The organism is Paraburkholderia jirisanensis, assembly GCF_054782355.1.
Window position 1 is genome coordinate 136,344 of record NZ_BAAGSQ010000027.1, and the last position, 20,809, is coordinate 157,152.

Here is a 20,809-nt window from a genome sequence, read left to right on the forward strand (position 1 = left end):
GTCTGTTGCGTCTGCCACGCTTGCCACGCCTGCGTCTGCTGCGTCTGCTGCGCCGGCCGCGTCTGCCTGTCCGGCAGCGCCGGCAGCAACGGCCAAGGCGGCGGCTCGTTCGGCTGCGGTGGACTCGCGCGCCACGGCCGTCTGCGCCGCATCGGGTACTGCATGGGCCGCGGCATCAGCCTCAGCCCGGGTGATCGTCTCGACCGCCGTGACCGCCGCTTCAGCGGCCGCGATCACTTCAACTGCCACCGCAGCCGCCTCGGCGGCAACGATGGTTTCAACCGCCGCGGCAGCCGCTTCAACCGCTGCGGCCGTCTCCTTCGCGACAGCCGCGGCGGCTGCGGTATTGGCTACGCTCATCACCGCCGCGGCAGAAGCCTCGGCGTGAGCCGGCGGCAGGCGTCGATGTCGGGTGGTGCGCTCTGCCGCGGCCCCCACCCGCGTCGCAGGACGCGTTTGGCGGGGCTTAACCGGGGAAGAGCGCTGTGCCACGTTCAGGCCCGCGACTCGAGCACTTCGACAGCCGGCAGCTTCTTGCCCTCGAGGAATTCGAGGAACGCGCCGCCGCCCGTCGAGATATAACTGACCTGATCGTGAATCCCGTATTTCGCGATGGCGGCCAGCGTATCGCCGCCGCCCGCAATCGAAAACGCCGGCGACTTCGCGATCGCTTCAGCAAGCGTCTTCGTGCCATTGCCGAACTGATCGAATTCGAACACGCCGACCGGGCCGTTCCACACGACCGTACCGGCCTTTTCGAGCTGCGCGGCCAGCGCTTTGGCGGTCTCGGGCCCGATGTCGAGGATCATGTCGTCGTCTTGTACGTCGGCGACCTGCTTGATCTCAGCCTTCGCGGTCGGCGCAAACTCTTTCGCGGTTACCACGTCGGTCGGAATCGGCACCGATGCGCCGCGTGCCTTCGCCTGCTCGATGATCGCTTTCGCGTCGCCGACCAGATCGACTTCCGCGAGTGACTTGCCGATCTTCAGGCCCGCCGCCAGCATGAACGTGTTCGCAATGCCGCCGCCGACGATCAACTGGTCGACCTTCTCGGCCAGCGACTTCAGGATGGTCAGCTTGGTCGACACCTTCGAACCGGCGACGATCGCCACCAGCGGCCGCTTCGGCGCGCCGAGCGCCTTGCCGAGCGCTTCGAGCTCGGCAGCCAGCAGCGGGCCGGCACAAGCAACCGGCGCGTACTTCGCGATGCCGTGGGTGGTCGCTTCAGCGCGGTGCGCGGTGCCGAACGCGTCGTTCACGTAGACGTCGCACAGCTTCGCCATTTTTTGCGCGAGTTCGTCCGAATCCTTTTTTTCGCCTTTATTGACGCGGCAGTTTTCCAGCAGCACCAGTTGGCCCGGCGCGACGTTCACACCGTTCTCCACCCAGTTCGCGACCAGCGGCACGTCGCGGCCGAGCAGCTCGGCGAGGCGCTTCGCGACCGGCGCGAGCGAGTCTTCGGGCTTGAAATCGCCCTCGGTCGGGCGGCCCAGGTGGGAAGTGACCATCACCGCCGCGCCGGCCGCGAGCGCGGCCTGGATGCCCGGCACGGAGGCGCGGATGCGGGTGTCTTCGGTGATGTTGCCGGCGTCGTCCTGCGGGACGTTCAGGTCGGCACGGATGAATACGCGTTTGCCGGACAGCTTGCCTTCGGCGATCAGATCGGAAAGACGCAATACCTGGTTCATGGGCGGTTATATGCGAGTTGATTGGAAGGCGGTGACGGACGCTGCGCTGGCGCGGTTTGGCGCGCTCATTGGCGCACTGCAGTGTGCGGCGCTCAGGTGTCGACGATGTGGCCGGCGGCTTCACCCAAGCCCCTCGACGCCCTCGCTGATTCCCGCGCAGGACACGCAGCGTACGGAAAGGCGCCCATTTTAACCGATCCCCCTGTCGTTTCGATTCGCCGCCGGCCGAATCTCAATATTCGACACACGAGCTTTCCGAAGCCATCCGCGGCTCGTTGCCACAAGTTCGTCCGCTTTGTGCGCGACGGGCCCGCCAGTTCACAGCAACAGCCGCAGCGCCGTAAAAACCAGCATGCCGACCACAATGGTCTGCACCATGTTGCGTCGCACCAAAAACCAGACCAGACCGGCGAGCGTCGCGTAAAAATCGTGATTCGACAGCGCAAACGACACGCCTTCGTCGGTGACCAGCACGTCCGGCAGCACCACGGCGATCAGCGCGGCGGCCGGCGCGTAGCGCAGCATCCGCTGCAGGCGCTCGGGCAGCACGGTGCGCTCGCCGCCGAGCAGGAACATCGCGCGCGTCAGCGCGGTGACGAGGGTCATGCCGAGAATCGCCAGCCAGATCTGCGTGGTGGTCATCGCGAATCTCCGCCGGGGGCGCTTTTGGCGGTGTTCTTGCGGATGCGGCGCAGATCGGCGTGTTCGACCATCAGGTCCGCCATGCTGCCGGCGACGATCGCCGCGATCACCGCGAGCGGCAGCGCGAGCCGGTATGGCAGATCGAACGCGAGCAGCGACACGATGCCGGCCACCGCGACCGCAGCCAGCGTCGAGCGCGTCGCGATCGCCGACACCATGATCGGAATCAACGCCAGCGTACCGGCGAGACTCAAGCCCCAGTTATCCGGAAACAGACTCGCGAGCAGGATGCCGATAATCGACGACACCTGCCACGACACCCAGCTCGCCACCGCCATGCCCCAGAAAAACGCTTCCTTGCCCGGCACGTAGCCGGTCGCGAAGTTCTTCTTCTGGAACAGCAGGTAGATCACATCGCCATTGAAATAGCCGACCAGCAGCCGGCGCCGCAGCGGCAGATACGCGAAATGCGGCGCGAGGCCGGCGCTGAAAATGACGAAACGGGTATTGACCATCGCCGCGGTGAGCAGCACGGTCCACAACGGCAGCTTGGCCGCCAGCAGCGGCAGCACCGCCAGCTGCGACGAGCCCGCATAAACCAGCAGCGACATGCCGAGCGCCTGCGGCACCGTCATCACCGATTTGCTCATCGCGATGCCGGTGACGAGCCCCCACGACAAAATCGCCATGATGGTCGGCGAATAGGTACGAAAACCTTCGTGGAAGGCGCGGCGATCGGTTTCGGACAGGCGAGAGAGCATCAGGCGAAGGGCGGCGGGCGCTTGGCCGCCGCGGCGGCAAACCATGGCGGTAAACCGCGGCGGCGATGGGTCGGCACCGGCGTGGCGCGTGCGGAATCATGTTATGTGTGCGCGGAATTATAGCGTCCGGCCTACCTCCCAATGTCCGGTTCGCGGATAAAAGACGTTAAAATAATGCGCTTAGCCGCCCGTTGCCCCGCAACCGCACACACATTTACACCGCACCGCCCTGGAGAATCGTATGTCAATGGCCGACCGCGACGGCAAGATCTGGATGGATGGCAAGCTCATCGACTGGCGCGACGCCAAGATTCATGTGCTGACCCACACGCTGCACTACGGCATGGGCGTTTTCGAAGGCGTGCGCGCCTACAAGACGGCCGACGGCACCGCGATCTTCCGTTTGAAGGAACATACGAAGCGCCTGTTCAACTCGGCCAAGATCTTCCAGATGGACGTGCCGTTCGATCAGGAAACGATCATGACCGCGCAGCGCGACGTTGTTCGCGAAAATCAGCTGGAAACCTGCTACCTGCGCCCGATCATCTGGGTCGGCTCGGAAAAGCTCGGCGTGGCCGCCAAGGGCAACACGATTCACGTGGCGATCGCCGCGTGGCCGTGGGGCGCCTATCTCGGCGAAGACGGCATGAACAAGGGCATCCGCGTGAAGACGTCGTCGTTCACGCGTCACCATGTGAACGTGTCGATGGTGCGCGCGAAGGCGTCCGGCTGGTACGTGAACTCGATCCTCGCCAACCAGGAAGCCGTCACCGACGGCTACGACGAAGCGCTGCTGCTCGACGTCGACGGTTACGTGTCCGAAGGCTCGGGCGAGAACTTCTTCCTGATCAACAACGGCAAGCTGTACACGCCGGATCTGGCCTCGTGCCTCGACGGCATCACGCGCGACACCGTCATCGCGCTGGCGAAAGACTTCGGCATCGAAGTGATCGAAAAACGCATCACGCGCGACGAGGTCTATACCGCCGACGAAGCGTTCTTCACCGGCACCGCAGCCGAAGTCACGCCGATCCGCGAGCTCGACAACCGCACGATCGGCTCCGGTACGCGCGGCCCGATCACGCAAAAGCTGCAGTCGGCCTTCTTCGACGTCGTGAACGGTCGCAGCGCGAAATACGCGCACTGGCTGACGAAGATCTGATTCCCCGGCTATTGAAGCGGGCGCCGCGCTCCGTCGCGCGCCCGGCATCATCCGCACCTACGAGAAAGCCTCATGAGCGAAATCAAGGAAATGCCGCTGGTCGAACTGTCGGCGAAAGATCTGCCGGCCTACTGCCCGAACCCGGCCATGCCGCGCTGGAGCATGCACCCGCGCGTGTTTATCGACGTCACGCATGGCGAAGCGCGCTGCCCGTATTGCGGCACGCGTTACAAGCTGCGCGACGGCGAAGTGGTGAAAGGCCACTAAGGCCGTGCCTGGAGGCCGCGCGCGGGGTTGCCCCGCCGCTTCTGCCTGCCTCGCGCACGCTTTCGCCGCGCCCGCCGGCGCCTCTTTCAACTCTGTAATCCGAGCGCCGCGCGCCCTGTGTCGCGCGGCGCTCCTTTTCGACCTCGGAAACTCACCCTGATGCGTCGCGCGTTGGTTATCGCACCGAACTGGATCGGTGACGCATTGATGGCGCAGCCGCTGTTTGCGCGCCTCGTGAAACTTCATCCGCGCCTCGCGATCGATGCGGTCGCGCCCGCGTGGGTCGCGCCCGTGCTCGAGCGCATGCCCGAGATCCGCGACGTCTACGCTACCGATCTCGCGCACGGCAAGCTGCAGATGCTGCGCCGCTGGCAACTCGCGAGCGACCTGCGCGAAGTCGGTTACGACGCCGCGTACGTGCTGCCGAATTCGCTGAAATCGGCGCTCGTGCCGTGGCTCGCGGGCGTGCCGCTACGAATCGGCTATACCGGCGAAAGCCGCTATGGGCTGCTGAACGTGCGGCATGCGAATCCACGCAAGGACGAACGGGCGCCGATGGTCGGCCAGTACGCAGCGCTCGCGTATGCGCCCGGCGCAAAAGTACCCGACAATCTGCCGCCACCGCGCCTCGACGCCGATCTGAACGAAGCCTCGCGCGTGTCGGCGCGCTTCAACCTCGATACGCGCGTGCCGCTGCTGGTGTTCTGCCCGGGCGCCGAATACGGCCCGGCCAAGCGCTGGCCGCCCGAGCACTTCGCGGCGCTCGCGCAAATGGTCGGCCAGTCGTTCCCGTACACGCAGATCGTCGCGCTCGGCTCGCCGAAAGACGCACCGCTCGCGCAGGCCATCGCCGAGCGTGCGTCCAACGTGCGTAACCTGTGCGGCCAGACCGCGCTGGGCGAAGCCTGCGCGCTGATCGCGCGCGCCAATGCGGTGGTCACGAACGATTCAGGGCTGATGCATGTTGCGGCCGCGCTGCGCCGTCCGCTGGTAGCGGTATTCGGATCGACTGATCCGCGCCACACCCCGCCCCTGTCGGACCTCGCAAAGGTACAATGGCTGAATCTCGAATGTAGTCCGTGTTTCGAACGCGAGTGCCCACTGGGTCATCTGAACTGCTTGCGGCAACTAAGCGCCGAGCAGGTATTCGAAGATTTGCGCGGTATGTTGCTCGCGCAACGTTAACAGGCAGCACGGCATGGCAGAGTGCGCGATGGTAGCGCGACCCGCTGCGCTGTCTGCCGCACTATCTGGCGAGCCATCGGGTATCACGCTGCGCGCCGCGCACGCTGCCTGCCCGACGCATACGTCACGTGTGTGCCACCGATGTGCCACCGATGTGTCACGTACGTGCCACGTAAGCGCCGTGTCGCACGGGCATCGCGCGGATATCCATGGCCTTGCGGCCACCGAACCCGCCGCCACGCTGCTGCTGCACCTGCCGAACGCCTTGAGCTGAACTGCAACCGCGCACGCCGCGCCTAACAGACTGACGAGCCATGCCACGTTTTGCCCATATCTTCGAAGCCGCCGCGGATACCCTCAACGCCTATTACCAGGCGGTGGCGGAAGTCAACATCGACAGTTTGATGGGTTTGTGGATCGATGAAGAGTTCGTCACCTGCATTTGCGCGGACGGCGCGCATCTGCACGGCCTCGAACACATCCGCTCAGGTCTCGCCGCACAGTTCGAAGCCACGCCCGTGTCGATCGAGCCGCTCGACATCCGCGTGTACGACAGCCTGGGCACCGTGGTCTATGCAATTGCCGAAGCGCATCGGCCGGCCAACCCGGCCGCCACGCCGGCGATGGTGTTCACCACCTACGTGATGGTTCACGAGCGTGGCGAATGGCGCATCGCGCATATCCACGCGAGTGCGATGCCGAACGAAACGGCCGCCCAGTTCGCTGCCAAAATGAGGCACGGACAGGGTCCGCTGCACTGAAGGGCCCGCGGCTTTCACGTTTTGAACCGGTATGGCAATGAGCACGACGCACGACAAACCCGCTTCCCCGCGCTCCGCACCGACGGTGACTGCGGCGCTCGAAGCGAGCGTCGAGATGCTCTATCGCGCGCCGCTGTGGCTGCCGAGTAGCCACGCGCAAACCATCGTGCCGGCGCTGTTCGGGCGCCGGCCCCATGTCGCGTATCGGCGCGAACGCTGGGATACGCCGGACGGCGACTTCATCGATGTCGACTGGCTGCGCCACGACGCGGATGCTACGCCGCCCGCCGATGCGCCGCTGTTCGTGCTGTTCCACGGGCTCGAAGGCAGTTCGACGTCGCACTACGCGCTCACGTTGATGGATGCCGCACGGCGGCGCGGCTGGCACGGCGTGGTGCCGCATTTCCGCAGCTGCAGCGGGCCGCTTAATCTGTTGCCGCGCTTCTATCATCTTGCGGATAGCCAGGAAGTGGACTGGGTGCTGCGCCGGCTCGCGGCCGCGCATACCGGCCCGCTGGTGGTGGCGGGCGTGTCGCTCGGCGGCAACGTGCTGTTGCGCTGGCTTGGCGAGCGACGCGAAGATGCTTCGTTTGTCGCTGCGGCCGCGGCGATTTCGGCGCCGCTCGACGTACACGCGGGCGGCCGCGCGCTATCGCAGGGCCTCAACATGATGTACACGCGCAGCTTCCTGAAGACGCTGAAAGTGAAAGCGCGCCAGAAGCTCGCGCAATATCCCGGCCTGTTCGACCTCGACACGATGCTCGCCAGCCGCACGATGTACGACTTCGACAACGTCGTCACCGCGCCGCTGCACGGCTTTCGGAATGCCGACGATTACTGGACGCGCGCCACCGTGCGGCCGCTGTTGCCGGAAGTCACCGTGCCGACGCTGGTGATCAACGCACGCAACGATCCGTTTTTGCCGGCCACGGTGCTGCCCGCGCAGCAGGAAGTGTCGTCGGCGATTGCGCTCGACCAGCCGGCGCACGGCGGCCATGTCGGGTTCATGACCGGGCCGTTCCCAGGGCGCATCGACTGGCTGTCGCAGCGCGTGTTCGGTTATTTCGGGCCGTTCGCGCAACATGGATGAGATCGTCAGGCAGGCGCTGGCCAAATGGCCGAACGTGCCGCATTGCACTGGGTGGCTGCTGCTTGACCGGCGTGGTATCTGGCGCATGCGCGATGACGCGGTGCAGGCGCGCGGCGCGCTCGGCGAACCGATCCGGCATGACGCGCTGCTTGGTTTTATCAACCGCAATTACGAGTGCGACGAGCTGGGACAGTGGTTCTTTCAGAATGGGCCGCAGCGGGTGTATGTGGAACTGGTTTATACGCCGTGGGTGGTGCGGCTCGCTGAGGATGGTGAAAGCGGGTTGCTTGGGTTGACCGATCAGGCGGGGCAGCGGTTCGAACCGGCTGCTGCTTACTGCGACGATGAAGGCGGTGTGCTGTTCGCTGATGCGGCCGAGCCGCCGCGTATCGCTGTGCTGCACGATCACGATCTTGATCTGTTTGCCGATCATGCTGAGCTGGATGCCGATGGGCAGACGGGGCGGTTCGAGTGGCGGGCGGATCGGGTGCTGGTTTTGCAGGCGATCCGGCGCGCGGAGGTGGCAGGGCGTTTCGGGTTTGTGGCGAGTCCGGCCGCGGCTGGTGCTGCTGGTGCTGCTGGTGCTGCTGGTGCTGCTGGTGCTGCTGGTGCTGCTGGTGCTGCTGGTGCTGCTGGTGCTGCTGGTGCTGCTGGTGCTGCTGCTGCTGGTGCTGCTGCTGCTGGTGCTGCTGGTGCTGCTGGTGCTGCTGGTGCTGCTGGTGCTGCTGGTGCTGCTGGTGCTGCAGCATGAAACGCGCTTCGCGTCAGCTGTCGCTCTTTTCTTCCTCGCGCTCTTCCTTGTAGCGCGCTTCGAATTCATGCAAGCGCGCATCGATCGTCGACAGTTGGTAGTAGTCGGCTGACTTGATGTCGCGTGCTTCCTTCAGCTGCCGGATCGCCGACGGCCACGCGCCTTGCAGCGCGAACTGCTCGGCGAGCGCCCGATGCTGCGTCAGCGTATCGCCACTGCCCACGCTCGCCTGCGCGAGATAACGCCACCACACCGGCTGCTGCGGCTCGGCGTCCACCTCGCGCTGCGCCTGCAGCTGCGCTTCGCGAAAACGCTTTGCAGTCAGCAGCGTGCGCAGGCGCATGTCGATCGCCGCGTGCGAGCGCGGCCAACGCTCCTGCGCGATCTGCGCGAGACGCAGTGCATCGTCGTTGCGGCCCGCGCGCCGCGCGATATCCGCAGCCAGCACGTCGAGGCTCGGCGAACTGCGCGTGGTATCGCCTTCGCTGCGCTCGGCTGCGGCGAACAGCTGGCGCGCGGTCGCCAGCGAAGCATCTGCCTCGCTGTAACGTTCGAGCAGCATCTGCGCGTAGGCGATGCCATACCAGTTGCTCGCTACGTTCAGTGCGGTCTTGTCTTCGATCTCCGTGCGCATCCGCGAAATCTCGTCCGCGTACTCGCTGCGCGAGCGATCCTGCAGCACGCGCGAGCGCGCTCGCACAAAACCATACTCGGGTGACTGGCGCGGCTGCCGGTACTGCGCACGGCGCGCGCGGTCGGACATGTCGGCGATGCGCTCGCCGGTCAATGGGTGGGTGCGCGCGTAGGCCGGCACGCCGGTGTCGCTCATCGATGCGCGGTCGAGCCGCTGAAAGAACGCCACCATGCCGTACGGATCGTAGCCCGCGCCGGATATCAGCTGAAAACCGACGCGGTCCGCCTCGTGCTCGGCGGAACGCGAAAAGCGCAGCTGGTTGTCGACTGCATAGGCCTGACCGGCGATCGCAATACCGCTGCCCAAGTCGCCGCTATGCGCGAGCACGCCCGCGATCACGCCGAACAGCAGGCTGGCGAGCGCCGCGTAGCTGCTGTGTTCGCTCGCAGTGATCATCCGCGCGATGTGCCGTTGCAGTACGTGGCCCATCTCGTGGCCAATGACCGAAGCGAGTTCGGATTCGGTTTGCGTCGCGACGATCAGCCCAGTGTTCACACCGATAAAACCGCCGGGCAGCGAAAACGCGTTGATCTGCGGGTCGCGCACCGCGAACAGATCGAAGTCCGGCCGGTAGCCGCCGATATAGAGCGCACTCGCCGCGGCCGCGAGTTTGGCGGACACCGAGTTCAGGTAGTCGCGCACCAGCCAGTCGTCGAGGTAATCGGGGTCGCGGCGCACCTCGCGCATCACGCGCTCGCCGAGTCTGCGTTCCGCGGCGGGTGTCAGCGTACCGCCGGAGCCGTCGCCGAGATCGGGCAGTTGCTGCGTCGAAACCGGCGCGCGCAGACTGGCGTTGCCGCCCACGTTGCCGGAAAAACGCGACTGCGCGCCGCCGTAGGTACCGAACACCCCTTGCACGATGTCGGGTGGAACCTCAGGCACCGCATATTGTTCGAGCGGACCGGATTCGAGTGGCAGCGCGCTGCTCGCGCGCTGCGCAAAGCCCGGCGCAGGCGCAGCGAGCGCGACGGATAACAACGCGGCGAGAAACCGTTTCAGACGCATTGCGAAGTGCGCGGGTTCGCGAGGTTGGTATAACGACACGAAAAACGATGCTTGGCAGGCGTGCGCAGCGGGCACAGCGGGCAAACAGATTCGTGCTGGTCTGCCGCGATTGTACCCACTGCCGGGCGCAGTGGACCGCCCTGCTGGTGCCGCACGCCGTATGATCGGATTCTAGCGTGCGGCAGCGCGAGTGGATTCGGTGGATCGTGCTGCAAGCACGTCGCAACGTTACCGTTACGCGGCTATGCCGCTATGGCGCTATGGCGCCGCTGTTATGATAGGCGCCCATTCAGGAGCACAAGCATGCCCGAACTCACTCATTTCAACGCGGCCGGACAGGCGCATATGGTGGACGTCGGCGGCAAGGACGAGACGCGGCGTATTGCGATTGCGCGCGGCTCGATCCGCATGCTGCCCGATACGTTCCAGCTGATTCAAAGCGGCAGCGCGAAGAAAGGCGATGTGATCGGCATCGCGCGCATCGCGGCCATCCAGGGGGCGAAGCGTACGGCCGATCTGATTCCGCTGTGTCATCCGTTGGCGCTCACGCGGGTGACGGTGGATTTCGAACTCGATGAAAAATTGCCTGGCGTGCATTGCACCGCACAGGTTGAGACGCTGGGGCGCACCGGCGTTGAGATGGAGGCGTTGACCGCCGTGCAGGTTGGGTTGTTGACGGTCTATGACATGTGCAAGGCGGTCGACCGCGGGATGACGATCACCGATGTGCGCGTGATGGAAAAGCATGGCGGGAAGTCGGGGGATTGGGTCGCGCAGGGGTGAGGCGGCTGAGGCGGTTGATGTCGCTGAGGCGGTTGATGTCGCTGCGGCGGTTGATGTCGCTGAGGCGGTTGATGTCGCTGCGGCGGTTGATGTCGCTGCGGCTGTTGATGTCGCTGCGGCGGTTGCGGCCGCTGCTGCTGTTGATGTCGTCGCGGCAATGCCCACGCCACCGTGCATGATGCGACGCGGGCTCCGCTCAGTTGCTCATTCTTTAGAACGCGGCCCGCGTTGCCTGATCACTCGTCTTCGTCGTCGTCCTGATCGGGACTCGCGGGCGGCGTGCCGTATTTCTTCACGAGTTCCGCCTTGAAACCGGCCAGCGTCTTCTGGTCGTCGCATAGCGAATATAGCGAAGCCAGTTGGGTCGGCCAGTCGTTCAGTTCTTCTGCGAACAGCTTCAGGCGATCGACGGTATCGTACGCGCCATCCATATCGTCATTCAGCGCCTGCAGCACCGCATAGCGGCGCAATACCGTTTCGCCCGGCAGCAACGCGATAGCCTGCTTGTGCATCGCGAGCTTGTACGGCAAGTCGTTGTGGTTCATCGGCAGCAGCGTCGCCATGCCGTACCCGCCCCATGCACGGAACAGGAACGACGGATCCGCCTGATACTGCTCGGCCGGCCGCGACCCGTAATACAGCACTTCGGCGCGGTTGTAGTCGCGCAGGACCGGATACAGCGCAGCCAGCCCACCGATCACGACGACCGAATACACGGTGAGCCCAAAGCGCCCCGACACAACGCGCAGCGGTTTCGGATCGAGAATCCCGAAGATGAACATCGCCGGCAACAGGAAGAACATGTACTGCTGCGGATACTCGACCAGCGCATGCATCACGAGCACGCCGATGATCGAAAGGCCGAACACGCGCGCGGCCGTATGCGGCGCGCGCAGCAGGCGGACGAACCACGCGCCGAGCCCGAGCAGCACGATGCCGAAACCGATCAGGCCGGTTTTCGCGAGCAGATCAATAAAGATATCGTGCGAGTTGTTCGCGATTTCGACATGCCCCAACTGCCTCGCCAGCTCGAACTGGTAGCGCGGGAACTCACCCCAGCCGACCCCAAGCAGCGGATGGGTCTTGAACATCGTCCAGCCGTACTTCCACAGCGCGAGCCGCGGCGCGATCTGGCCTGAGTCTCTGAAGCGGTCGGCCGCCGACACCGCGAGGTCGAGGTGGTAGCGGACGTTGACCCAGCGCACCAGCGCGTTGACGATCACGAACAGCAGCGCCAACACAGCTGGAATCAGCCATTCGCGGCTGCTGCGCCGACGTGCCGGATCGCGGCGCATTTCAGCGAATGCCATCCAGAAGCCGGCCACCACGACGACACCCGTCTGCAACCACGGGCCGCGCGAAACGGTGAGCGCAAACCCAACCGAATAGATCGACGCGAGCACCGCCCACACCACCACGTTCAGGCGACGCGTCTGCACGAGGAACATCGCGCTGGCCATCGCGAACGCGATACAACTGGCCAGATGGTTCGCCTGCGCCATGTTCCCGAACGGGCGACGTTCGACCATGATGTTGTACGCGACAACCAGCGGCGTGACCTTCGCTTCGAGGTGCAGCAGTTGGATCACCTGGCAGAACACGGCGAAGAGCCCGCCGACCAGCAATGCAAAAGCCCCGATACGCAGCGCCGCTTCCATCATGTTCGCGCGTGCGAGTGCAAAACCGAGATGTACCGCCATCAGCGCTGCCAGCAGATAGCCGGCGCCGAGCCAGTTCATCGACGGCTGCGCAACCGGCAGCACGAACGACTGCGCGACCAGCACGAGACCAAATCCGAACGGCACCAGCGCGACCGCCGGCGAGCCGAACGCGATGCGCGGACGTGCGGTCCAGTACAGCAGCGCGACCGCCGCGCCGGTCAGCAGATACAGCGCAAGCGCGGTGAACTCGGCATAGAACGTCGGGATCGGGTACGTGTGGTTGACGACTGCATAAGGCAGGATCAACGCACAGACCAGCAGGAAAAACGTGAAATAGCGTGCAAAAGGCGTGGGCATGAGTCATTGGAGACGTCGGCAACCGGCGCACTATACAAAAGATTTATGCCGCTGTGCGCCGGTTGGGCCGAAATAGCCGCGTATTACGCGGCCGTCACGCCGCGCTGGCAACAGTTACCTGCGTGTCATGCGCGGCACTCCGGCGGCGCCAGATTCGATGGCAACGTGGCGGCCGCGGCAGGCAAAGGCCCGGATCCAGGCGCCGGCAACGACGACGCATGTTTGGCGGCCGTAAAGCATTCCCACGTCAGCACGCCGGGCTGCGCGGCGCCTTTGACGAGCGCGACGCGTGCCGTCGGCGCGTCAGCGTTATCGGGCACGGACGGCACCAGCACCAGCGTATTCGCTTCTGCAGAGGCGACCCGCGTGGTAAACGCGACCGTGATCTGCCCGCTGTCGTCATCCACCTGAATGGATTGCACGTTGCGCGTGGCCGGCGGCACGGCGTAGCCGCCGCCGAGCGCATTACCGCTCGCCGCGTTCTCCGCCACCGCGAGCCGTGCCGACGATGCCAGCGACAAGCCCTCGCCGACCCGGCTGCGCGCCAGATAGTCCTGATACGCAGGGATCGCGTAGGCCGCGATCACGCCGACGATGGCAAGCACGATCATCAGCTCGATCAGCGTGAAGCCGCAGCCCGTGTACCACGCGCGCGCGAGCCCGGTGGACCACTGCCAGCGGCCGTCAGGCGGCACAGGACGACGGCGTGAAAACAGCGAAGATAAAGAATAAACGGCGACAGCAGCGATCATCGGCACACTCCTCGAAACGAAAACGCCTGCCCCGCGAATCAGGACAGGCGTTGCGATCGTACCGAGACGCGTGGTGCTCAACCAGTCAGCCGAATGGCAGATGTTCGCCGCTTGGAAGATGCGTTAGAGTTTCGCCATTGCCGACGCGACACTGCGCATTCAGTGCGAGCTGCCGGCCAGACGCGCGTTGCGGCGCTTGATCAGATGGCCCGCCACCAGCACGAACAGCGCACACGCGATGGCCATGCCGTATTCGGCTGCCGGCGTATCGAGAATCGGCCAACGGTCGCCGGCCGGGTCGTTGATGATGAGCCCGCCCGCAATCCAGCCGAGCAGCGCCGCGCCCAGCGAGATCACGATCGGATAGCGATCGAGCAACCGCAGCACGAGCTGGCTGCCCCACACGATCAGCGGAATGCTCACCACGAGGCCGAAAATAACCAGCGCGATGCGGTGCTCGGGGTCGGCCTGCTCCGCGGCGCCAGCAATCGCGATTACATTGTCGAGGCTCATCACCGCGTCGGCCACGATGATCGTCTTGATTGCCGTCAGCAGTTTGTCGGCGGGTTTGATGTTGGCGTGCGCGTCGTGTGCCGGCGCGAGCAGGCGCACGCCGATCCACAGCAGCAGCAGGCCGCCGGCGAACTTGAGCAGCGGAATGTCGAGCAGCGCCACGGCGAAAGCGATCAACACCACGCGCAGCACGATCGCGCCCACCGTGCCCCACAGAATGCCGCGCCAGCGCTGGTTGTCCGGCAGGTTGCGGCAGGCGAGCGCAATCACGACCGCGTTATCGCCACCCAGCAGGATGTCGATCACGATGATCTGAAAGACCGCGCCCCAGTGGAGTGTCGCGAAGAACTCGAGCATGAAAGAAGAATAAAAGGTTCGAAAGCGAACAGCCAACAAAAAAGCGAGGGAGCGTGGCTCCCTCGCTTTTCAGGCTCTTACGAAAGGGTTACGTAAGAGTATCAAAAAATACGCCGGCGGTCGCCGGCGTATTGATGAAGATTGCTGCGATCAGCTGATTCAGCTGTCGAAAAACTCGCTTACAGGATCGACTTCAGCAGGCGCGCCATTTCCGACGGGTTCTTCGTGACCTTGATGCCGCATGCATCCATGATCTCGAGCTTCGCGTCAGCGGTGTCCGCACCGCCCGAGATCAGCGCGCCGGCGTGGCCCATGCGCTTGCCTGCGGGCGCCGTCACACCGGCGATGAAGCCAACCACCGGCTTCTTCATGTTGTCCTTGATCCAGTGCGCGGCATTCGCTTCGTCCGGACCGCCGATCTCACCGATCATGATGACCGCATCCGTGTCCGGATCGTCGTTGAACATCTTCATCACGTCGATGTGCTTCAGACCGTTGATCGGGTCGCCGCCGATACCGACTGCCGACGACTGGCCGAGGCCCAGCGCCGTCAGCTGGCCGACTGCTTCGTACGTCAGCGTGCCCGAACGCGACACCACGCCGATGCGGCCCTTGCGGTGAATGTGGCCCGGCATGATGCCGATCTTCAGTTCGTCCGGCGTGATCGTGCCCGGGCAGTTCGGTCCGAGCAGCAGCGTCTTGCGGTTTTCGCGACGCATACGATCTTTGATCTCGATCATGTCGCGCACCGGGATGCCTTCGGTAATGCAGATGGCCAGATCCAGATCGGCTTCCACCGCTTCCCAGATCGCAGCCGCTGCGCCTGCCGGCGGCACATAGATGACCGATACCGTTGCGCCGGTTTCAGCCTTCGCTTCCTTGACGCTTGCGTAGATCGGAATGCCTTCGAAGTCTTCGCCGGCCTTCTTCGGGTTCACGCCTGCGACATAAGCTTCGCGGCCGTTTGCGTACTCGCGGCATGCGCGCGTGTGGAACTGACCGGTCTTGCCGGTAATACCCTGCGTGATGACCTTCGTGTCTTTGTTGATCAGAATCGACATGTAATGACCTCTGTTCGTTTGGCTTCGCGCCGCCTGCTCGCGGGACATCGCAACGACTTGCGCCTCGTTGGGTCTGCCCGCGCCGCGTCGCCGCGCCGCCATTCGTATCCGGTGATGAGCGGGGCTTAAGCCTTGCCCGACGCTGCTGCGACGACCTTCTGCGCAGCCTCTTCCATGCTGTCCGCCGAGATGATCGGCAGGCCCGAGTCGGCCAGCATCTTCTTGCCGAGGTCTTCGTTGGTGCCCTTCATGCGGACCACCAGCGGCACCTTCAGCGACACGGCCTTCGACGCCGCGATCACGCCTTCCGCGATCACGTCGCAGCGCATGATGCCGCCGAAAATGTTGACCAGAATCGCAGTCAGGTTCGGGTTCTTCAGCATGATCTTGAAGGCTTCGGTGACCTTCTCGGTCGTCGCACCACCGCCGACGTCGAGGAAGTTCGCCGGCTCGCCGCCGAACAGCTTGATGGTGTCCATGGTCGCCATCGCGAGGCCTGCGCCGTTCACCAGACAGCCGATGTTGCCGTCGAGCGAGATGTACGCGAGGTCGAACTTCGACGCTTCGACTTCAGCCGGATCTTCTTCGTCGATATCGCGATACGCGACGATGTCCGGATGACGGAACAGCGCGTTCGAATCGAAGTTGAACTTCGCGTCGAGTGCGATCACCTTGCCGTCGCCGGTCAGGATCAGCGGGTTGATTTCGGCGAGCGACGCGTCGGTTTCCCAGAACGCCTTGTACAGACCCTGCAGGATCGCGCGCGCTTGCGGCAGCGAAGCGTCGGGCACGCCGATCTTCTTGGCCAGATCGTCGGCTTCCGAATCTTGCAGGCCCTTGGACGGATCCACGGCAACCTTGTGGATCGCTTCCGGGTGCTTGTCGGCGACTTCTTCGATGTCCATGCCGCCTTCGCTCGAGGCCATTACCACGACCTTTTGCGTCACGCGATCGATCACGAGGCCGATATACAGTTCCTTCTTGATGTCAGCGCCTTCTTCGATCAGAAGGCGATTCACCTTCTGGCCTTCCGGACCGGTCTGGTGCGTGACGAGCTGCATGCCGAGGATCTGGTTCGAATACTCGCGAACCTGCTCGAGCGACTTCGCAACCTTCACGCCGCCGCCCTTGCCACGGCCACCTGCGTGGATCTGCGCCTTGACGACCCATACCGGGCCGCCCAGCTCTTCCGCGGCCTTGACCGCATCATCCACCGAGAACACCGGTTTGCCGCGCGGTACCGCGACTCCGAATTTCCGCAGGATTTCCTTACCCTGGTACTCGTGAATCTTCATGCGTGATTCCCTTCAGTCTGAGAGTTGGATAGAACTTCTGTTCCGGCTGATTGTTCGGCTGCGCTGCCGATGGGGCCATCGGGATGCGCAGCCTGTTTGCTGGGGCTTGCTGGGCCGCCGTCACGGGTTGTGCGCTCGCCCGGCTGCACTGATTGCAGCGCGCGCGGCGCATGGCCGTACCAGCGCGGATAGAACTGTCGCACCGCCTCGCCGTCGAATCGCAGCGTGTTGCAGCGACCGAGCTGGAATGGCGGTTTATCGTTTGAATGCGGGGGTGCCGGCTGCTTCCCTGCCGGGCTTCCATCGGGTTGTGCTGCGCCGGGGCTGCCGGTTGTGCTTTCTGCCGTGCTTTCGCCGGGGCTACCCTCGGGGCTTCCGTTGGTGGTGCTCCACACGTCACCGGCGAAAGCCTGGATCGCGGCGCTCGGCAAGACGGCGCACAACTCGGTGAGATGGGTGCAGCCTTGCGTGCCGCCAAGCAAACGGGCGGCCTCGCGGCGGAAATTCTGGAAGAGATTGAGCCCGATGAGAGCCCGATAGGCGGGGTTGGCTGCTTCGCAAAGACCAGGATACGGCACCCAGGCCGAGGACGCCTGGGCGTCGACGACATTGAGCTTGCGATCGATCGTGATGCGAAGCCAGAGTTCATGGATCGGCAGGCCTTTGGGCCGGACGCCCGACGCCAGCGCTACATCGCGCGACTTGACGTCGGTTAGACACGCTTCAATATCCCACAGACCATCCGCGCGCTCGTAAGCGTCCGCTCGGATTGCGCGGCTATGGCGCAATTGACGGGGCACTGGCGGGGAAAGCGACATGCGGGAGGAAGAAGGCCGGGTTCAGAAACCAACGGATTTTAGCATATTGAGTATTTGGGTTTGCCGACCGTCCGTGCTATTCGGATAAGGTCGCGGCGCCAGCCTGCGTGCGTTGCCCGGCGGACATGGCGCTTCCGGGCGCTAGTCGCCGCCGAAGCCCTCGTCGAAATCTTCGTCGATGCCTTTGAGAATTTTGACGATGATCGTCTGCGAGAAGCCACGCGACATCAGAAAACGCGCCTGCTTCGCGCGTTCCGCGGGGGTTTCGGGAAGCTGGCCGTACTTCTTGCGCCACACGGCCTGCGCGCGCGCCAGTTCGGTTTCACGTAGCTGGGCCGCGGTTTCCTCGATCAGCGTCGCGCTCACGGCGTGGCGCTTCAACTCGCCGACGATGCGACCCGCGCCGAGCCGCGACGCGCGCCGATGCACGAGGCTTTCCGTGAAGCGCGAATCCGACAGCCAGTTTTCCTGCTGGAGCGCGTCGAGCACCGCATCGAGCGATTCGCCCTCTTCGACGTACGGAGCCAGCTTGCGCGATAGTTCGGCGCGACTGTACTCGCGCCGCGACAGGAAGCCGAGTGCGCGGCCTTTTAGTGAGCGCGTCGGGCGTTGACGTTTTGTGGCGGAGTTAGAGTCGCCATCGGCACCGGCACCACCGGCTGACTTCTCGCCAGATGACGCGCCAGGTGAAGACGCAGATGAGCGGCGCGAACGGGTGTAGACCGTTTCGCCAACCGCATCCCCATCGGCTACGCCGCTTGCACCATGCGCTACCGATCGCGCAGAAGGCCCGCGGCCAGCGGCCCGATCATGCGCATCAAAGGATTCGAAGGGATCGAACGAATCGCCAGCGACCGAGGGATCGCTGGAATCACTAGAATCTCCGGACTTGCCGGCGCGCACATCACGCCGATCAGACCGGTCAAACGAGTCAAGTGGGTCAAGTGGGTCAAACGGACCGCCCGCATCACGCCCGGAGTCGGACACAGGACGGCCCTTGCGTATCACGCGATGCTTACTCTTCTTCGCCCGCGGTTTCTTCCGCGGCCGCGCCAACTGCTGCGCCAGCCGGCATCGCATTCACACCCAGCGATTCGCGAATGCGGTTTTCGATCTCACGTGCGATGTCCGGATTCTCGCGCAGGAATTCGCGCGCGTTGTCCTTGCCCTGGCCGATCCGGTCGCCGTTGTAGCTATACCAGGCGCCGGCCTTGTCGACGATCTTTGCCTGCACGCCCAGATCGATAATCTCGCCCTGACGCGAAATGCCTTCGCCGTACAGGATGTCGAAAATCGCTTCGCGGAACGGCGGCGCCACCTTGTTCTTCACCACCTTCACGCGGGTTTCGTTACCGATCACCTCGTCGTTCTTCTTGATCGAGCCGATACGGCGAATGTCCAGACGCACCGATGCGTAGAACTTCAGCGCGTTACCGCCGGTGGTGGTTTCCGGGTTGCCGAACATCACGCCGATCTTCATGCGGATCTGGTTGATGAAGATCACGAGGCAGTTCGTGCGCTTGATCGTGCCGGTGAGCTTGCGCAGCGCCTGCGACATCAGGCGAGCCTGCAGGCCCGGCAGCGAATCGCCCATTTCGCCTTCGATTTCAGCCTTCGGCACCAGCGCCGCGACCGAGTCGATAACGATCATGTCGATCGAGCCCGAACGCACCAGCGCGTCCGCGATTTCGAGCGCCTGTTCGCCGGTATCCGGCTGCGAGACCAGCAGTTCGTTCACATTCACGCCGAGCTTGCCCGCGTATTGAATGTCGAGCGCGTGTTCCGCATCGATAAACGCCGCCGTGCCGCCAAGCTTCTGCATTTCGGCGACCACCTGCAGCGTCAGCGTGGTCTTACCCGACGATTCCGGCCCGTAGATTTCGACGACGCGGCCGCGCGGCAAACCGCCGACGCCCAAGGCGATATCGAGGCCGAGCGACCCGGTGGACACCACCTGAATGTCTTCAACCGCCTCACCTGCGCCGAGCCGCATGACCGACCCTTTGCCGAACTGCTTTTCGATCTGTGCAAGCGCGGCAGCCAGTGCCTTGCCCTTTTCAGCCGTCAGTCCAGCCGAGCCTTTCTTGCTTTCTTCCATGAATCGTCCTTTGCTATGATGAACGGCGCCTGAGCAGGTGGGCAGCCTGTCGAGGCTTCATGGGAAGCATCGAAACGGGCCGCGTGCCAAACGCAGGTACTGTATAAAAAAACAGTGGTTTTGGCAAGCGCAATTCGCGTGGACACGCATGTGTAAACACGCATGGCCAAACTGGCTGCCACACCACCACAATAAAGGTTCGGAGACGCTGTGCGCCGAGGCCCACGTGAGATAGCCACGCGGTAGCCAAACGGGGTAACCAGACGGTAGCCACGCGCCAGCCACGCCTCACCCCAGCGCACCATGCGAATTCTCATTGCCGAAGACGACAGCATACTCGCGGATGGTCTGGTTCGATCACTCCGCCAATCGGCCTATGCGGTCGATCACGTGCAAAGCGGCGTCGAAGCCGACACTGCACTCTCGATGCAAAGTTTCGACCTGCTGATTCTCGATTTAGGCCTGCCGCGCATGTCCGGTCTCGAAGTGCTGCGTCGCTTGCGCGCGCGCAATTCGAACCTGCCGGTGCTGATCCTGACCGCCGCGGACAGCGTCGATCAACGCGTGAAAGGCCTCGATCTCGGCGCCGACGATTACATGGCCAAACCGTTCGCGCTAAACGAACTCGAAGCGCGCGTGCGCGCGCTGACACGGCGCGGCGCGGGCGGCGGCCCGACGGTCGTGCGGCATGGGTCGCTCAGCTTCGATCAGGTTGGGCGCATCGCGTGCGTCAACGATCAGGTGCTCGATCTGTCCGCGCGCGAACTGGGCTTGCTTGAAGTGCTGCTGCAGCGTATCGGCCGGCTGGTGTCGAAGGAACAGCTGGTCGATCACCTGTGCGAATGGGGCGAAGAAGTCAGCAATAACGCGATCGAGGTGTACGTGCACCGGCTGCGCAAGAAGATCGAGCCGAGCGGCGTGCGCATCATCACCGTGCGCGGCCTCGGCTACTGCCTCGAAAAAGCCGCGCCCGCAGCCGCCGCAACTGCTACAGCAGCCGCAGCAGCCACATCCGCCGCGTCGCAAAGCACCGCAGCAGCCGCCCAGGCCGCAGAAGCCTCCGCCGCAGCGGCCCCGATGCCCGCAAGCCATCACTACAAATAACCGG

20 protein-coding genes and 1 pseudogene are annotated in these 20,809 nt (G+C 64.2%); 9 read left to right on the plus strand and 12 right to left on the minus strand.

Translation table 11 applies throughout. The features are described 5' to 3' along the window. Nucleotides 1-494: 494 nt before the first annotated feature. The 3 genes from ACYVNQ_RS23365 to ACYVNQ_RS23375 all read right to left on the minus strand — a co-directional run bounded on the left by ACYVNQ_RS23365 (nucleotide 495) and on the right by ACYVNQ_RS23375 (nucleotide 3,091). Nucleotides 495-1,688, minus strand: a complete 1,194-nt coding sequence (locus ACYVNQ_RS23365) for a phosphoglycerate kinase (protein WP_460905100.1) — start codon at nucleotides 1,686-1,688, stop codon at nucleotides 495-497. Nucleotides 1,689-2,006: 318 nt separating this feature from the next. After that, complete coding sequence (locus ACYVNQ_RS23370) at nucleotides 2,007-2,330, minus strand: AzlD domain-containing protein (RefSeq protein ID WP_460905101.1); 324 nt, start codon at nucleotides 2,328-2,330, stop codon at nucleotides 2,007-2,009. Beyond that, entirely contained in the window at nucleotides 2,327-3,091 is a 765-nt protein-coding gene (locus tag ACYVNQ_RS23375; protein WP_460905102.1) for an AzlC family ABC transporter permease, read from the minus strand. Before ACYVNQ_RS23375 ends, ACYVNQ_RS23370 begins: the two co-directional genes overlap by 4 nt. A gap of 241 nt (nucleotides 3,092-3,332) precedes the next feature. Here ACYVNQ_RS23375 and ACYVNQ_RS23380 point away from each other — a divergent pair, with 241 nt between their 5' ends. The 7 genes and pseudogenes from ACYVNQ_RS23380 to ACYVNQ_RS23410 all read left to right on the plus strand — a co-directional run bounded on the left by ACYVNQ_RS23380 (nucleotide 3,333) and on the right by ACYVNQ_RS23410 (nucleotide 8,419). Further along, on the plus strand, nucleotides 3,333-4,253 hold the full coding sequence (locus ACYVNQ_RS23380) for a branched-chain amino acid transaminase (RefSeq protein WP_460905103.1): 921 nt from the start codon (nucleotides 3,333-3,335) through the stop codon (nucleotides 4,251-4,253). 72 nt (nucleotides 4,254-4,325) lie between these two features. Further along, the gene (locus ACYVNQ_RS23385) at nucleotides 4,326-4,520 is read left to right on the plus strand and encodes a zinc-finger domain-containing protein (RefSeq protein WP_075155855.1); all 195 of its coding nucleotides are present in this window, start codon (nucleotides 4,326-4,328) and stop codon (nucleotides 4,518-4,520) included. A 159-nt stretch (nucleotides 4,521-4,679) separates the two neighbouring features. Beyond that, entirely contained in the window at nucleotides 4,680-5,705 is a 1,026-nt protein-coding gene (gene waaF / locus ACYVNQ_RS23390) for a lipopolysaccharide heptosyltransferase II (RefSeq protein WP_460905104.1), read from the plus strand. Between the two features lie 314 nt (nucleotides 5,706-6,019). Continuing rightward, nucleotides 6,020-6,466 (plus strand): nuclear transport factor 2 family protein, encoded by a 447-nt coding sequence (locus ACYVNQ_RS23395; RefSeq protein WP_460905105.1) that lies wholly within the window; start codon nucleotides 6,020-6,022, stop codon nucleotides 6,464-6,466. A gap of 37 nt (nucleotides 6,467-6,503) precedes the next feature. Then, nucleotides 6,504-7,556 carry a hydrolase gene (locus ACYVNQ_RS23400; RefSeq protein WP_460905106.1) on the plus strand — a complete coding sequence of 351 codons (1,053 nt, stop codon included), beginning with the start codon at nucleotides 6,504-6,506 and terminating at the stop codon, nucleotides 7,554-7,556. Beyond that, nucleotides 7,549-8,124: pseudogene (locus ACYVNQ_RS23405) on the plus strand (DUF2946 family protein); the annotation flags it as partial. The gene ACYVNQ_RS23400 and the pseudogene ACYVNQ_RS23405, both read left to right, overlap by 8 nt. After that, nucleotides 8,096-8,419, plus strand: coding sequence for a hypothetical protein (locus ACYVNQ_RS23410; protein WP_460906110.1), 324 nt, complete (start codon nucleotides 8,096-8,098; stop codon nucleotides 8,417-8,419). The pseudogene ACYVNQ_RS23405 and the gene ACYVNQ_RS23410, both read left to right, overlap by 29 nt. Here ACYVNQ_RS23410 and ACYVNQ_RS23415 read toward each other — a convergent pair. Further along, nucleotides 8,321-10,006 carry a M48 family metalloprotease gene (locus tag ACYVNQ_RS23415; RefSeq protein ID WP_460905107.1) on the minus strand — a complete coding sequence of 562 codons (1,686 nt, stop codon included), beginning with the start codon at nucleotides 10,004-10,006 and terminating at the stop codon, nucleotides 8,321-8,323. The genes ACYVNQ_RS23410 and ACYVNQ_RS23415 overlap by 99 nt on opposite strands. A 303-nt stretch (nucleotides 10,007-10,309) precedes the next feature. Between ACYVNQ_RS23415 and moaC the strand changes: the two genes are divergently transcribed. Next, nucleotides 10,310-10,789 (plus strand): cyclic pyranopterin monophosphate synthase MoaC, encoded by a 480-nt coding sequence (gene moaC, locus ACYVNQ_RS23420; protein WP_460905108.1) that lies wholly within the window; start codon nucleotides 10,310-10,312, stop codon nucleotides 10,787-10,789. 236 nt (nucleotides 10,790-11,025) lie between these two features. Here the strand turns inward: moaC and ACYVNQ_RS23425 are convergent, their stop codons facing one another. The 8 genes from ACYVNQ_RS23425 to recA form a co-directional block, all read right to left on the minus strand. Next, nucleotides 11,026-12,807 carry a PglL family O-oligosaccharyltransferase gene (locus ACYVNQ_RS23425; RefSeq protein WP_460905109.1) on the minus strand — a complete coding sequence of 594 codons (1,782 nt, stop codon included), beginning with the start codon at nucleotides 12,805-12,807 and terminating at the stop codon, nucleotides 11,026-11,028. Nucleotides 12,808-12,932: 125 nt separating this feature from the next. Further along, nucleotides 12,933-13,559 carry a pilin gene (locus tag ACYVNQ_RS23430; RefSeq protein WP_460905110.1) on the minus strand — a complete coding sequence of 209 codons (627 nt, stop codon included), beginning with the start codon at nucleotides 13,557-13,559 and terminating at the stop codon, nucleotides 12,933-12,935. A 159-nt stretch (nucleotides 13,560-13,718) separates the two neighbouring features. Next, nucleotides 13,719-14,429 carry a TerC family protein gene (locus tag ACYVNQ_RS23435; protein WP_460905111.1) on the minus strand — a complete coding sequence of 237 codons (711 nt, stop codon included), beginning with the start codon at nucleotides 14,427-14,429 and terminating at the stop codon, nucleotides 13,719-13,721. A 179-nt stretch (nucleotides 14,430-14,608) separates the two neighbouring features. After that, a complete protein-coding gene (gene sucD / locus ACYVNQ_RS23440) occupies nucleotides 14,609-15,490 on the minus strand; it encodes a succinate--CoA ligase subunit alpha (protein WP_460905112.1) in 882 nt (293 codons plus the stop codon). 125 nt (nucleotides 15,491-15,615) lie between these two features. After that, nucleotides 15,616-16,785, minus strand: a complete 1,170-nt coding sequence (gene sucC, locus ACYVNQ_RS23445; protein ID WP_460905113.1) for an ADP-forming succinate--CoA ligase subunit beta — start codon at nucleotides 16,783-16,785, stop codon at nucleotides 15,616-15,618. Further along, nucleotides 16,782-17,603 (minus strand): DUF2889 domain-containing protein, encoded by an 822-nt coding sequence (locus ACYVNQ_RS23450; protein WP_460905114.1) that lies wholly within the window; start codon nucleotides 17,601-17,603, stop codon nucleotides 16,782-16,784. Before ACYVNQ_RS23450 ends, sucC begins: the two co-directional genes overlap by 4 nt. 141 nt (nucleotides 17,604-17,744) lie before the next feature. Next, nucleotides 17,745-18,611 (minus strand): recombination regulator RecX, encoded by an 867-nt coding sequence (gene recX / locus ACYVNQ_RS23455; RefSeq protein ID WP_460905115.1) that lies wholly within the window; start codon nucleotides 18,609-18,611, stop codon nucleotides 17,745-17,747. A 7-nt stretch (nucleotides 18,612-18,618) separates the two neighbouring features. Continuing rightward, nucleotides 18,619-19,701: a recombinase RecA gene (gene recA, locus ACYVNQ_RS23460; RefSeq protein ID WP_460905116.1), complete on the minus strand. Its 1,083-nt coding sequence runs from the start codon at nucleotides 19,699-19,701 to the stop codon at nucleotides 18,619-18,621. Between the two features lie 303 nt (nucleotides 19,702-20,004). On the opposite strand from recA, the gene ACYVNQ_RS23465 reads away from it, so the two are divergent. Then, nucleotides 20,005-20,805 (plus strand): response regulator, encoded by an 801-nt coding sequence (locus tag ACYVNQ_RS23465; RefSeq protein ID WP_460905117.1) that lies wholly within the window; start codon nucleotides 20,005-20,007, stop codon nucleotides 20,803-20,805. Nucleotides 20,806-20,809 lie beyond the last annotated feature (4 nt).